We start from the raw sequence: 13,782 nt of genomic DNA on the forward strand, positions 1-13,782 counted from the left end.
GCGACCGCCATCATCCACCGGGACATCGGCCACCCCTACGCTCGGTAACAACGGCTCCCCCAAAGTAACCGATGGTAATCGAGTAGAAGTGACACGGCGACAGCGTCCGCTGTCCGGCGCTAGCGGAAGTCCCGGGAGCGGCGGGCGACGGCGATCGGGAGGCGTTCCAGGCGTTCGGCGATCACGTTCACCACGCCGTCGGCCTTCTCCAGTCTCCCACTGACGATCAGCGCGGCCGCGGATGTCGCGACCGTCCGGTGGCGGACCCAGACCCCGCGCGAGCAGACGACGTTCACCAGCCCGGTCTCGTCCTCCAGGTTGAGGAAGGTGGTCCCGCCGGCGGTCGCGGGGCGCTGTCGATGGGTGACCACGCCGGCGACCACGACCCGCCGGTCCGCGTCGAGCCCGGCCAGTCCCGAGGCGACGACCACTCCGAGCGCGTCCAGCCGGTCCCGGACGAACTCGGTCGGGTACCGGCCAGGGGTGATCCCGGTCGCCCACAGGTCGGCGACGGCCTCCTCGGCGTCGGTCATCCCGGGCAGACAGGAGGCGACCGCCGCCGGGTCGGCGCCGATGGTCATCCCCTCGAGCCGGCCGGGGCGGGCCTGGGCCGCGGCGCCGGCCGCCCACAGCGCCTCCCGCCGCGCCATCCCGAAGCAGCCGAACGCGCCGGCGGTGGCGAGCGCCTCCAGCTGGGCGGCGGCCAGGCCGGTCCGGCGGGCGAGGTCGGCCGGGTCCCGGTAGGGGCCGTCCCTCTCCCGGGCGGTGACGATCTTCTCGGCGTTCGCCGCGCCGATGAGGCGCACCCCGGCGAGGCCCAGCCGAACGGCCGGGTACCGGCCGGCCGCCTGGTCGGCGTTCACCAGCCAGCCGGCGTCCCGGCTTCCCAGCGTCACCGCCGGGGCTTCCGGGGCCGGGGCCGCGGGGGTTCTCACCGGATCGACACGTCCGGGTCCTGGTCCGGGCTCATCTGCCTCGCGCGGGCCGGTCGGCGCCATGGCCTCCCAGCGGATCTCCCGGAACGCCGGCCTCCGGCGCGCCCGGACCTCCCGGAACGAATCCGCGAGCTCCGTCGATCCGGCGGGAACCCCGGATCCGGCGGGAGCTCCGGATCCGGCGGGAGCTCCGGATCCGGCGGGAGCTCCGGGTCCGGCGGGACCATCGGCCTCGGGCTGGCGGGGGGATGGGAGGTTCTCCAGGATGGCGCCGGCGGCGGAGGCGTTCAGGTCGGGGCCGTGGACGGTGATCCCGTGGCGGCGGGCGTCGGCGACGAGGCTCTGCGGGGAGTAGAAGCCCATCGGCTGGGCGTTGAGCAGCGCCGCGCAGAACGCCGCCGGGTAGTAGAGCTTGATCCAGGCGCTGGCGTAGACGAGGAACGCGAAGCTCACCGAGTGGCTCTCCGGGAAGCCGAAGTTCGCGAACGCGGCGAGCTTCGTGTACAGCTCGTCGGCCGCCTCCCCCAGGATCCCGTTCGCGGCCATGCCCTCGTAGAAGCGGGTCCGCAGCCGGTCGATCCGCTCGGYCGCCCGTTTGGCGCCCATCGCCCGGCGCAGCTGGTCGGCCTCGGCCGCCGTGAACCCGGCGATGTCGATGGCCATCTGCATCAGCTGCTCCTGAAAGAGCGGGACCCCCAGGGTCTTCTTCAGGGAACGCTCCAGCAGGGGGTGGGGGTAGGTGACCTTCTCGGTACCATTGCGGCGCCGGATGTAGGGGTGTACCGAGCCGCCCTGGATCGGGCCGGGCCGGATGAGGGCCACCTCGACGACCAGGTCGTAGAAGCGGCGCGGGCGCAGCCGGGGCAGGGTCGCCATCTGGGCGCGGCTTTCCACCTGGAACACCCCGATGGAGTCTGCGTCGCAGAGCATGTCGTAGACCGCCATGTCCTCCTGCGGGAGCTCCCCCAGGTCCAGGTCGCGGCCGTGGTGAGCGCGGATCAGCTCGAACGCGCCGTGCAGCATGCCGAGCATCCCCAGGCCCAGCAGGTCGAACTTGACCAGCCCCGCGACCGCGCAGTCGTCCTTGTCCCACTGGATGACGGTCCGCCCGGGCATCCGCGCCCACTCCACCGGCACCACCTCGGCCACCGGCCGGTCGCAGATCACCATCCCGCCCGAGTGGATGCCCAGGTGCCGGGGAAACCCCAGCAGCTGCCCGGCGAGCCCCACCACCTCATCCGGGATCTCCGGCCCGATCCGGTCCCGTGGCTCGGGGGGAACAGCCGTTCCGCCAGGGGGCTCGGGGCGGGCACCCGTCCTGTCAGGCGGTGTGGGGCGTGACCGGGCCTCCTCGACCCCATGGCGCCTGAGCGGATCCTCCACACCGTCTGAGCGGATGCCGGGGCCGGAGGGCGTGGCCGGGGCGGCGGCGGGTTCACCTGCGGTCTGGGCGGTTCTCGCCGTGCTGACCGGAATCACCACGGCGGGGGCCGCCGCCCGGGCTGGAATGGGCGGGGCCGTGGCGGCCGTGGCGGCTTGGGGCAGGGGCGGGGTGGGCTGCGCCGGGATGGTCGCCGCCGTGGTGGCGGGCAGGGGGGACCAGCGGTCTATGCCGGTGGACCAGGCGTCCTGCTGGCCGGGCGAGAAGCCGAGCGCGCGGGCGACGTCCCGCACCGCCGAGCGGGACCGGTAGCTGATGACGTTGGCCACCTGGGCGGCCCGGTCCCGGCCGTAGCGGCCGTAGACGTACTGGATGACCTCCTCGCGCCGGCCCGACTCGATGTCCAGGTCGATGTCGGGCGGGCCGTCGCGCTCCGGGGCGAGGAAGCGCTCGAACAGCAGGCCGAAGGAGACCGCGTCGACGCCGGTGATGCCCAGCGCGTAGCAGACGGCCGAGTTCGCCGCCGAGCCGCGGCCCTGGCAGAGGATGTCCTCCCGGCGGCAGAACTCGACGATGTCGTGGACGATCAGGAAGTAGCCGGGGAAGCCGAGCGACTCGATCAGGGTGAGCTCGTGGGCGAGCTGGTCGTAGGCGCCGTCCACCCGTTCCCGCCCCGGCGGGCCGTAGCGGCGGGCGGCGCCCTGCGTGGTCAGCAGCCGCAGCCAGCTGGCCTCGGTGTGCCCGGGCGGCACCGGGAAGTCCGGCAGCCGGGGCGCGACGAGGCGAAGGTCGAAGGCGCATTCGGCGCCGATCCGGGCGGCCGTCGCCACCGCGCCCGGGTAGCGGGTGAACCGGCCGGCCATCTCGTCGCCGGACCGCAGGTGCGCACAGCCGGCCGGGGGCAGGTGGCCATCCATCTCGTCGAGGGCGCGCCGGGCGCGGATCGCGGCCATCACGGCGGCGAGCCGGCCCGCCGACGGGGTGGCGTAGTGGACGTTGTTCGTGGCGACGCAGGCCAGCCCGGCCTCCTGGGCGAGCTCGTACAGGGTGTCGTTGCGGGCGGAGTCGAGCGGCTGGGCGTGGTCCCACAGCTCGACGGCGACGTTGTCCCGGCCGAACCGGGCGACCAGCCCGTCCAGGCTGTCCCGGGCGGCGTCGACCCCGCCGGCGGCCAGGGCGGCCGGTACCACCCCCTTGCGGCAGCCGGTGAGGATCTGCCAGTGTCCCTCGCCCGCCGCGGCGGCGAGCACGTCCAGGCTGGTCAGCGGGCGGCCTTTCTCCCCGCCGGCCAGGTGCGCGTCGGACACGGCCCTGGACAGCCGTCGGTATCCCTCGGGGTCGCGGGCCAGCACGAGCAGGTGCTCCCCGTCGGGGTCGGGCGTGCCCGGGCGCGGGGCGGCCAGGTCGAGGGAGACCTCCACCCCGTAGAGCGTCGGCAGGCCCACCTCGCCCGCCGCCTCCGCGAACCGGACCACCCCGTACATGCCGCCGTGGTCGGTGAGGGCCAGCGCGGACAGCCCCAGCCGGGCGGCCTCCTCGACAAGATCCTCCGGCTGGCTGGCCCCGTCGAGGAAGCTGAAGGCGGAGTGGCAGTGCAGCTCCGCGTATGGCTCGCCCGCCAGCGCAGCGCCGTCACCACCGCGCGCGGCCGCCGTGGCCACCAGCTCCGGGGAGGGCCGGAACGCCTCGCGATGCCGCGTCCACGCCGGGGCGTCCCCACCGTCACCCGCCGGCGCCTCCCGCTCCTCGCCCGGGCGCGCCGGCCGGCCGGACATCCGCCGCTCCAGCTCCATCCACGAAACCGCCGGGTTCCACCAACTCACCATGTCTCCTAGTTCGCTCCGTGCGAGCACCGCGCCCAGCACGGTCACCTGCCGCTTCACTTCACCAATCCACGGCAGGCTTGTCCGTGGGGCCACATCGCTTCGCTCGCGGCGGGCGGGCTTCGTGGGGAACGCCTGCGCGGCTACCTGCCGCTGTGGCTAGCCAAACCATGACCAATCCGTCAACGCGACTGGGACGAGTCATCCCCCCACCCGCCGGCGATCTTGCCCACCGGCGGGACACTTCTCCTCCCTCAGCCGTATGACGCCTCCCACCACCAGCGGCCGGCCTCGACGTACAGGAGGCAGGCCGAGCCGTTCTCGGTGACCAGCTGGAACCGGGCCCGGCGCCGGCCGGCGGCCTCCCACCACCGCTCGTCGACCGGCCACGGCCCGGCCCAGCCGACGACCCGGACCGGCGGGCGGCCGTCGACGGACAGCCAGGTGGGCGCCCCGGTGGCCGTCGCCCGTCCGCTGACGACGACGGACTCGCCAGCGGCGTCGAGCAGTTCGGCGGGGCGGGGCTCGACGAGCACGGTGGCCGGCGCCGGCGGGGGCAGCCGGCCGGGCCACGGGGCGGCGGCCCGCTCGGCCTCGGCCGGGCCGCGCGGCCCGCGCGGCTCCCCCCACGGCACCAGTCGGACCGCCGCGAGCGGGTCCCGTCCGCCGCGCACCTCGGCGGTGAGGACCGCCTCCGGCCCGAGCAGCCCCTGCACCCGGTCGAGGGCGCGGCGCACCCGGCCGTCGGCCGCTCCCGGCTCCCCCCACAGCCCCAGCTGGCGGCCGTCGGCGGCGAGCAGGTCCTGCGGGGTCACCCGGATCCTGATGATCCGGGCTGGTTCGGGAGGCCGCCCCACCCGCGACGGGGAAGAAATGATCGCGGCTGGGGCGGCCCGCCCCGCTGGCCCGCCGGCCGCGTTCGCGGCGGACAGCCAGCCGTCGAGCTGCCAGCGGATCCGGTCGGTGATCGCGGCGGCGGTCAGCGGGCCGTCATGCCGCCAGACCCGGCGCAGGTGCTCGCCGTGCTCGGTCTCGGCCTCGATGGCGACCCGGGCGCAGGCCAGCCCCGCGGCCAGCAGCCTGGCGTGGGCGTCCTCGGCGAGCCGGCGGGCGGTGAAGACGACCTGGTCGACGTTGTCGGCCGGCGGGTCGAGCTCGGTCTCGACGGTGAGATCCGGTGGGACCACCCGCGGCGCCGGCAGCCGCTCGTCATCGCCGCGGGCGAGCCGGTGCGCGAGCACCCCGTCCGGGCCGAACCGGGCGAGCACCTCCCCCGCGGGCAGCGCGGCGAACGCGCCCAGGGTGGGCAACCCCAGCCGGCGCAGCAGCCCGGCGAGCTCGGGCCGGTCGAGCAGTTCCACCGGCAGCGGCGCGAGGAAGCCCGCACCGGCACCGGCCGGCACGGTCTCGCCGAGCCGGGCGGCCACCGCGGCCGCGAACGGCCCGTCGGCGATTCCGAAGGAGCACAGCGCCACCGCGGCCGAGCCCCTGCCCTGACCTCCCCCGTCAGCCAGACCGGCCCTGTCACCCAGGCCTCTCGGGCCACTCCGGCGGGCCGAGCCGCGCGGCCCGCCGGCCGTGGCGGCCCCACCGGCCGCCACGGCGGCCAGCGCGGCGGCGACCGCGCCGCGGACCTGGGCGATCACCAGTGCCTCGGCGCCGAAGTAGCGGGCGGCACCGCGGACGGGTATGAGGCAGTCGCCGGGCTGGGTCACCTCGGCGCCGGGCACCACGGTCTCGACGGCGGCCACCACCGGCTCGAACACCCGGGCGTCCCGCTCCGGGTCGGCGGGAAGCAGCCGCAGCTCGGGGCAGCGCCCCTGGGCGTCGCGACGGCGCAGCCCGGGCAGCACGCCGGCGGCGCGGGCGGCCCTGGTCACCGCCACGACCTGGTTCGCCTCGATGACAGCGGCGGGCACCTCGGGGCTGGCTCCCGCGGCCGTCGTCGGCCAGTCCCCGCAGTGCAGGGCAAGCATTCGCACAGGCATCTACGCCGCCCCCTCGACGGAGGGCGGGCCCGGCGCGGGCCGTGCCTCTTCCCTGGGTGGCGAGCCGGCGCCGCCGTCGCGGGCGGCGACGCCGTCCAGGCTGGCGACGGGATCCGCGCCGGCGACGGCGAGCCAGCCGTGGCGCGGGCGGGCGGCGGCACCGCGACCGGACACCCGGACCAGCAGCCGGGCCCCGCGCAGGTGGCCGTGCCCCTGGCCGAGGCCGTGGAAGGAGCGCTCCTCGGCGGCCAGCCGCAGGTCGGCGCCGTCCCATCCCTCCCCGATCGGAAGCAGCACACAGCCCCGCTCCCGGGCGCGGGCCGAGAGCCGCCGGGGCGCGCTGGCCGTCCCGGCCGCGCCGCCCCGCGCCGGCGAGCGGACCGCGACCACGTCCAGGGCGTCGATCAGCGCGGCGACGATCACCGGCCAGCGCGGCCCCGGCTCGGGTACCAGGACCAGCCGCTCCAGCGCGATCCCCGCCTCGGCCGCCGCGAGCAGGCCGAGCGTGGGACAGCCGACCACCGCGCACCATGCCCCGGCCCTCGACGGTTCGGCGAGCACGGTGAGCAGCAGCGCCGCCGACCCCTCGACGGCCACCGTCGCCCCGCGCGGCAGCCCGCGCCGGGGCAGCAGCGCGGCCAGCGCCGCCGGCACCGGCAGCATCCGGTCCGGATCGGTGAGGTCCGGCGGGTCGGCCCGACCATCCGGGCCGCCGGCGATCTCCCGCAGGTCACGCAGCTCCCGCAGGTCACGCAGCGCGGCCACCACCGGCGCGGCGAGCCCGGTGACGGGCCGTTCCCCCGGGGACGCCTCACGAGCCGCATGGGCGTCGCGGGCGTCGCGGACACTCCGGCCCTCGCGAGAGGAACCGCCAGGAGAGGGGCGGACCGGATCGGCCGCCCTGGCGGGTGCCACGGCTACTCCGTCCCGGAACGGGCCGTCCCCGGCACCGTCCCGGTGAGCGCCGGCTGGGATGGCAGGCCGAGGACCTCCTCCACCACGCCAAGGAAGATCTCCACCTGCCGGACGAGATCGTCGGCCTCGCGGGCGGTCACGACCGACAGCCCGGCTTCCGCCGCCGCCCGCCGCGGCGCGCCCGCGGCGAAGAAGTCCGCCCACTCGTCCAGCGCCGGGACGACCTGGGCCAGCAGCCGCCAGGCGCTCACCGGCCGGCCGCGCCGGCCCGGCCGGGGCTTCGCCCGGTCCGCCAGTACGGCCGCGGCCACCCGCAGCGCGGCGAGGTGCGCGAGGGCGTACCGCTCCCCCGCCGGATGGGCGAACGCCGCCTCGGCCAGCCCGTGCCTGGCCGCGGCCAGCAGGTCGTCCCGGGAACGGCGCGGCATCCCGGCCGCCGGGACCGCCACGCGGCGATCATCGGAGGAGCCCTGTCGCACCCCCGAGGCAGACTGCTGGGAGAGCGGGGGCTGTGGTGCCTGCGGGGGCCGGTGCCGTACCGGGTACAGGGTGGGCTGCTGGCACACGGGCTGCTCGGACCTGCCAGATCGGCTCCGCCGATCCGGCGGGGGCCCCGGGACGGACTGCTGGCGCACGGCCGGGTGACGCGGCGCGGGCTGAGCTGGCTGGTGTGGAGTCGGCTGGCTGGTCATGTCCCACCCTCCGGTCTGGCGTCGTGCTCGCTGGCGTCGTCAGCGCTGGTCCTGTCAGTGCTGGCCTTGTCAGTGCCGCCGACCCGGCGCCCCACTTTGTTCGAACAAAGGTTCGAACACAACTGAAGGTAGCCCGACTGAGAGGAGGCGTCAATGTCGCTGGTCACGCCGTGTCGGGCCGCCGCGGTGGCCGGTCCACGGCCGCTCTCAGCCGCGGGTTCCCCCTGGGGGGACGGCCTTCCCGCCGGCTCCGCTCCCCCTCCCGCGCCGGAGACCGAGCCGCCCGCCGACGGCGGGGCCGCCGGGGTGCCCGGGCACGGCCGGGGCGCCCCGCGGTGACGGTGACGCCCGCCGATGCCGTCGGTGCCGTCCCGCCGCTGGTCACCGTCGACCTGTGGCGGGTGCCGACCCGGCGGGTCGGCGGGGCGCTGGTCAGGATGGCGCTGGACAGGGCGCGGCTGCGCCGCGTCCCCGGGCTCACCTTCGCCAGGCTGGTCGGCACCGGCGTCCCCGGCGCGTTCGGCCCGCTGGACGCCGAGCCGCGCCGCTGGGGGCTGGTGGCCGTCTGGGACAGCCAGCGGGCGGCCGAGGCGTTCACGACCTCCGCCGTCGCGCGCGCCTGGGCCCGCGCCGCCGAGGAGCATCTCCACCTGCGGCTACGGCCTGTCGCCGCCAGGGGCCGCTGGTCCGGCCGCGAGCCCTTCGGCCGTCTCGCCCCCGGACGCCGGGCGGCCGAGGAGGTGCCGCCCGGTCCGGTGGCGGTGCTCACCCGCGCCCGGCTCACGCCCCGGCGCGCGGTCACCTTCTGGCGCGCGGCTCGTCCGGTCGCCGCGGACCTCGCCGCCCTGGCCGCCGACCCCGCCGGGCCGCGACTCGCGATCGGCATCGGGGAGGCCCCGATCGGCCTGCAGGGGACGTTCAGCGTCTGGCCGGACCTCGCCGCCGTCCGCGCGTTCGCCTACGGGCGCCCCGCGCACGCCGCCGTCGTCCGCCGCACCCCCGAGATCGGCTGGTACACCGAGGAGCTGTTCGCCCGCTTCACCGTCCTCGCCGCCCACGGCACCCTCGACGGCCACGACCCCCTGCGCCCCGGCGGCCAGTAGCGCCCGCCGGGCCGCGCCGATCACGAATCCCCGGCGGCGAGGCGGGCCTTCGCCGCCGCGACCCCCACTGACGGATAGTCCGGCTATTGCGACGATGTAATCGATTGATGGCCCTCTGTCCTCTTCGTGGTCCACCCCACCCGTCGCCGGGCGCGCGAAGGCGGCGGCGGGTTATCGTCGACCTCCCGACTCCACGCCGAAACCTGGCTCACGGAGGCGCGAAGGACGAGCTTGTCGCGCTTCCTTCGGCCAGGCGCCCAACCCCTGCGAGGCGACCCTTGGCGAGTGCCGACATCAGGCTGGTGCGCTGKACGCCCGCCCGCATGCGGGCCCGCCTCGACGAGGTGATCGCCGTCTACAAGGCCGCCTTCCTGGACGTCCACGAGGCCGACCCGGCGCGCGCCGCGCGTGACCGGATGACCCATGCCCGCCGGCACACCGAGCGGCGCGACCTGCGCGCCGTGGCCGCGCTGACCGCCGACGATGTCCTGGTCGGCATCACCTACGCGATGCCGGGCCGGGTCGGGCAGTGGTGGCACGACGTGGTGGCCTCGGCGCTGTCCCCGGCCGCCGCCGGGTACTGGCTGGAGGACTGCCTGGAGATCGTCGAGCTCCACGTCCTGCCGGAGTACCAGGGCCAGGGCATCGGCCGCGAACTGCTGCGGGAGCTGCTGCGCGACGACTCGCACCGCACCGCGGCGCTCTCGGCGCTGGAGCTGCCGGACAGCCGGGCCCGCCGGCTCTACGCCAGCGAGGGGTTCGTCCCGCTGCTGTCCAACTTCCGCTTTCCCGGCAGCTACACCCCCTATGCGGTGCTCGGCAGGGAGCTGCCACCGCCGGCCTCGAGGCGTCGGCGCGGCGCTGTGACGGCCCGCTTCGGCCGTCCCGCCCGCGCCCTGTAGGCGGGCCGCCCTCGTGGCCCACGGCTTCGGTGCCGCGGGCGGGCCGCCCCTGTCACCATCAGGGCCCCCGCCGGCACGGCGGGTGCGGGTTTTGTCCGCGTGGGTCTGGGTGCCGCGGCTCGCGGCCGTGCTGGTGGTCGCCGCCCAGATTCCCTATCCGCTGCTGCCGGCGGGCGGGCGCGGGCGGCACTGGCTGACGGCCGCCCAGATCCTGGCGTTCTTCGTCGCCTCGGTGAGTCACGCGGCCCTGCGACGCGGCCGCGCCTTCACCGCCGGGTATCTGGCTCTCACGATTGGCCTCGGTTTCACCGCCGAGGCGGTCGGCGTGCGCACCGGCTGGCCGTTCGGCCGCTACACCTACACCGGCAGGCTCGGCCCCGCGATCGCTGGCGTCCCGCCGCTCATCCTCCTCGGCTGGGCGATGATGACCTACCCGGCCCTTCTGCTCGCCCGCCGGCTGACCCAGCCTCCAGCGCACGCACCGCGAAAGCACAGCCCCGACGTGCTGGCGGTAAGCGGCATCCTCGGTCGCCATGGGTGGATGGCGGACCCGTGGCCGGTGGATGACCGGGCACGCGGGACCTGGCGGCGGGCGGTGGCGACCGCCGTTGCCGGCGGGATGCTGCTCGCCGGGTGGGACCTGTTCCTCGACCCCCGGATGGTCGCCGAGGACTTCTGGCGATGGGCACCCGGCGGTGGGCCGGCCCTCAACGGGATTCCCCTGACCAACGCCGTTGGATGGCTGTGCGTCGGCACGGTCCTGGTGGCCCTTGTCGACCGGCTCCCGGACCCGACCCGCCGGCCGGGGCGGGAGACCAGCCGCTGGCCGGCGGGCGACGGCGTCCCGCTGGCGCTGCTCTGCTGGACGTACGGATCCTGGGTGCTCGCCTGCCTGGTCTTCTTCGACCAGCCCATGGTCGCGCTCGCCGGCGGCGTCGGCATGGCCCTGCCGCTGCTCCCCCGAGCGCCGCGCGCCGCCGCGCGAGCCGTCCGCCGCCTGGCGTACCGGCCCACGCCCGCGAGGCCGGACGAACCGCGCATCCCGCCATTCGACCTGACCGATGCCTCCGCCAGCACCGGGCCGTCCAGGCCATCCACGCCGTCCAGGCCACCCGAGTCGCCCGGGCGGCACAGATGACAGATGCCCAGACGCCCGTGCGGATGGCCGCCCGCGGCGCCGCGCGCGCCGGGGTGCGCGCCGGGGTGCGCGCCGGGGCCGCGGGGGCGGTCCTGGTCGCGGCGCACACCGCCGTCAACACGCGGCTGTGGCGACGGCCGCCGCCGGCGCGGCCCGTCGCCGAACGCGTCTCGGTGCTGCTGCCCGCCCGCGACGAGGCGGCCATGATCGGGCCGTGCCTGGCCGCCGTGCTCGCCGCCACCGGCGTGCGCGACCTTGAGGTGATCGTTCACGACGACGCCTCGACGGACGCCACCGCGGATCTCGTCACCGCCGTCGCCGCCACCGATCCACGGGTGGTGCTCCAGCGCGGGCAGGGCCCGCCAGGCGGCTGGCTCGGCAAGACGCACGCCTGTGCCAGGGCGGCCGAGGCGGCGACCGGGACCGTTCTTGTGTTCGTCGACGCGGACGTCACACTCGCTCCGGACGCGCTCGCCCGCGCCGTCGCCCTGCTGCGCGACACCGGGCTGGACCTGGTCAGCCCCTACCCGCGCCAGGAGGCGGTAGGTCTGGCGGAGCGGCTGGTCCAGCCGCTGCTGCAGTGGTCGTTCCTGGCGCTGCTGCCGCTGCGGGCGGCCGAACGCTCGCCCCGCCCGTCCCTGTCGGCGGCGGGCGGTCAGCTGCTCTGCGTCGACGCGGCCGCCTACCGGCGCGCCGGCGGGCACTCGGCGGTGCGTGCCGAGGTGCTGGAGGACATCGCGCTGCTGCGGGCGGTCAAGCGCGCCGGCGGCCGTGGTGTCGTCGCCGACGGGACGCGGCTCGCCGCCACCCGGATGTACACGGGTGCCGCCGAGCTGCGCGACGGCTACGCCAAGTCGCTGTGGGCCGCCGGCGGCGGGCGTGTGGCCGCGAGCGCCGGCCAGGTGGGGCTGCTTGGCTGGCTGTTCGTGCTGCCGGCCGCCGCGGCGCTGCGCGGGTCGCGCGCCGGCCTCGTCGGCTACCTCGCCGGGGTCGCCGGCCGGGTGGTCACCGCCCGCGCCACCGGCGGGCGTGCCTGGCCGGACGCCACCGCGCACCCGCTGTCGATCTGCGCCCTCGGCTGGCTGACCGCGCTGTCCTGGTGGCGCCACCACCGCGGCACCCTCAGCTGGAAGGGCCGCCTTCTACGCTGACCAACCCAGCCGGCCAGGAGCGGCGCTACCGACGCATGAGCCACCATGAGCGGCGAGCGGCGGCGGTCACCCGAAACCGGCGATCGCCATGATCGAGGTCGGTAGAGTCGGCGGGTGGCCAGGATCGTGGTGGTGGGCGCCGGGGTCGGCGGGCTCGCGGCGGCGGCCAGGCTGGCCGCCGCCGGACATGTCGTCACGGTGTGCGAGCAGTCCTCCCAGATCGGCGGCAAGCTCGGCTGGTACAGCAGGGATGGGTTCTCCTTCGACACCGGCCCGTCGCTCCTGACCATGCCCGAGGTCTTCGAGGAGCTGTTCACCGCCACCGGCGGCCCGCCACCGGCCGGCCTGGAGTTCCGCCGGCTCGACCCGATCGCCACCTACCGGTTCGCCGACGGTTCCGGCTTCGCCGCCCGTGCCGGCGACGACGAGTTCCACGCCGAGCTCGACGACACCCTGTACGACGGGGCGGGCGAGCAGTGGGCCCGGTTCGACGCGCACGCGGCCAAGGTCTGGGAGATCACCAGGGACACGTTCCTCGGCCAGCCGATGTCCGCCGGCCGGCTGGCCCGCCTCGCCGGCCGCCATCCCGGCGGGATCACCGCCGTGGCCGCGGGGCGGACGCTGCGGGGCCTGGCCGCCCGTTACCTCACCGATGAGCGGTTGCGGATGTTCGCCGAGCGCTACGCGACCTACACCGGCTCAGACCCTCGCCGCGCCCCCGCCGCGCTCGCCGTGATCGCGCACGTCGAGCGCCGCTACGGCGGCTGGTATGTGCCCGGCGGCCTCTTCCAGCTCGGCGAGGCGATCGCGCAGCGGGCCAGGGAGCGCCGGGCGAGGATCCGCGTCGACGCCCCGGTCGTCGCGATCACCAGGGAGCCCGGCGGCCGGGCCGACGGGGTGATGCTCGCGGACGGCGGCCGGCTGCCCGCGGATGTCGTGGTGGCGAACGCGGACGCGGACGCGGTGTACGGCGGGCTGCTCGCCGGGACGCGCGGCGACGGCGTGGGCCGGCGGCTCATGCCCCGGCCGACGCCGTCACTGTCCGGCTTCGCCCTGCTCCTCGCCCTCGGCCCGGACACCCGCCCCGGCGGCTCCGGCGAGGCTGGGGACGCTGACCGCCCTGACGACCCCGGCGCCCCCGAAGCGCGAGGCCGCCCTGTCGGCCTCGGGAGGCCCACCGTGCCTGGAGGGCCGGGGAAGCCGGGGAAGCCGGGCCACCCCGGTCACCACACGGTGCTGTTCCCCGCCGACTACGACGCCGAGTTCGACGCCGTCTTCCGCGGCCGGCTGCCGACCGACCCGACCGTGTATGTCTGCGCGCCGCCCGACCCGACGCTCGCGCCGCCCGGCTGCGAGGCCTGGTTCGTCCTGGTCAACGCCCCGCCGCACGCGCCGCGGCCCGGCCCGGCCCGCACCGGCGTCGACTGGGACCGGCCCGGTCTCGCCGCCTCCTACGCCGAGCGCGTCCTGGACCTGATGGCGGCCCGCGGCCTCGACGTCCGCCACCGGCTGCGCTGGTACGAGACGATCACGCCGGCCGACCTGGAGCGGCGCACGGGCACGCCAGGCGGCTCGATCTACGGCGCGTCGTCCAACGGCGCCAGGGCGGCCTTCCTGCGCCCCGCGAACCGGACCTCGGTGCCGGGGCTGTTCCTCGTCGGCGGTTCCAGTCACCCCGGCGGCGGCCTGCCGCTGGTCACCCTGTCCGCCCGCATCGTCGCCGATCTGGTCGGCCCCGCTTAGGAGATCCGAGA

The 13,782-nt window shown here is 76.5% G+C and carries 9 protein-coding genes; 5 read left to right on the forward strand and 4 right to left on the reverse strand.

What is annotated here, in order from left to right; translation table 11 throughout:
- Nucleotides 1-119: 119 nt before the first annotated feature.
- From BL253_RS13705 to BL253_RS13720, 4 genes are all read right to left on the reverse strand, one after another.
- Entirely contained in the window at nt 120-4,091 is a 3,972-nt protein-coding gene (locus BL253_RS13705; protein WP_076817074.1) for an error-prone DNA polymerase, read from the reverse strand.
- A gap of 302 nt (nt 4,092-4,393) precedes the next feature.
- The gene (locus BL253_RS13710) at nt 4,394-6,127 is read right to left on the reverse strand and encodes a DNA polymerase Y family protein (RefSeq protein WP_076816963.1); all 1,734 of its coding nucleotides are present in this window, start codon (nt 6,125-6,127) and stop codon (nt 4,394-4,396) included.
- On the reverse strand, nt 6,128-7,042 hold the full coding sequence (locus BL253_RS13715) for a hypothetical protein (protein WP_241834766.1): 915 nt from the start codon (nt 7,040-7,042) through the stop codon (nt 6,128-6,130). It lies immediately after the preceding gene.
- Nucleotides 7,043-7,044: 2 nt separating this feature from the next.
- Complete coding sequence (locus tag BL253_RS13720; RefSeq protein WP_241834767.1) at nt 7,045-7,491, reverse strand: SAV_6107 family HEPN domain-containing protein; 447 nt, start codon at nt 7,489-7,491, stop codon at nt 7,045-7,047.
- A gap of 578 nt (nt 7,492-8,069) precedes the next feature.
- On the opposite strand from BL253_RS13720, the gene BL253_RS13725 reads away from it, so the two are divergent.
- The 5 genes from BL253_RS13725 to BL253_RS13745 all read left to right on the forward strand — a co-directional run bounded on the left by BL253_RS13725 (nt 8,070) and on the right by BL253_RS13745 (nt 13,771).
- Nucleotides 8,070-8,837 carry a hypothetical protein gene (locus BL253_RS13725; protein WP_081438289.1) on the forward strand — a complete coding sequence of 256 codons (768 nt, stop codon included), beginning with the start codon at nt 8,070-8,072 and terminating at the stop codon, nt 8,835-8,837.
- Between the two features lie 278 nt (nt 8,838-9,115).
- Complete coding sequence (locus tag BL253_RS13730) at nt 9,116-9,739, forward strand: GNAT family N-acetyltransferase (protein ID WP_076816967.1); 624 nt, start codon at nt 9,116-9,118, stop codon at nt 9,737-9,739.
- A gap of 82 nt (nt 9,740-9,821) precedes the next feature.
- Nucleotides 9,822-10,877: a carotenoid biosynthesis protein gene (locus BL253_RS13735; RefSeq protein ID WP_241834768.1), complete on the forward strand. Its 1,056-nt coding sequence runs from the start codon at nt 9,822-9,824 to the stop codon at nt 10,875-10,877.
- Nucleotides 10,874-12,028 carry a glycosyltransferase family 2 protein gene (locus BL253_RS13740; RefSeq protein ID WP_081438290.1) on the forward strand — a complete coding sequence of 385 codons (1,155 nt, stop codon included), beginning with the start codon at nt 10,874-10,876 and terminating at the stop codon, nt 12,026-12,028. The genes BL253_RS13735 and BL253_RS13740 overlap by 4 nt, the downstream gene beginning before the upstream one ends.
- A gap of 114 nt (nt 12,029-12,142) precedes the next feature.
- Complete coding sequence (locus BL253_RS13745) at nt 12,143-13,771, forward strand: phytoene desaturase family protein (protein WP_241834769.1); 1,629 nt, start codon at nt 12,143-12,145, stop codon at nt 13,769-13,771.
- Nucleotides 13,772-13,782: the final 11 nt, after the last annotated feature.

Origin of the sequence: Pseudofrankia asymbiotica (assembly GCF_001983105.1) — a bacterium.
Classification (GTDB): Bacteria; Actinomycetota; Actinomycetes; order Frankiales; family Frankiaceae; genus Pseudofrankia; species Pseudofrankia asymbiotica.

Excerpts from the sequence above, each read along its gene's own strand:
- BL253_RS13710 (WP_076816963.1), bottom strand. The coding sequence starts at position 6,127 with ATGCCTGTGCGAATGCTTGCCCTGCACTGCGGGGACTGGCCGACGACG.
- BL253_RS13740 (WP_081438290.1), top strand. The coding sequence starts at position 10,874 with ATGACAGATGCCCAGACGCCCGTGCGGATGGCCGCCCGCGGCGCCGCG.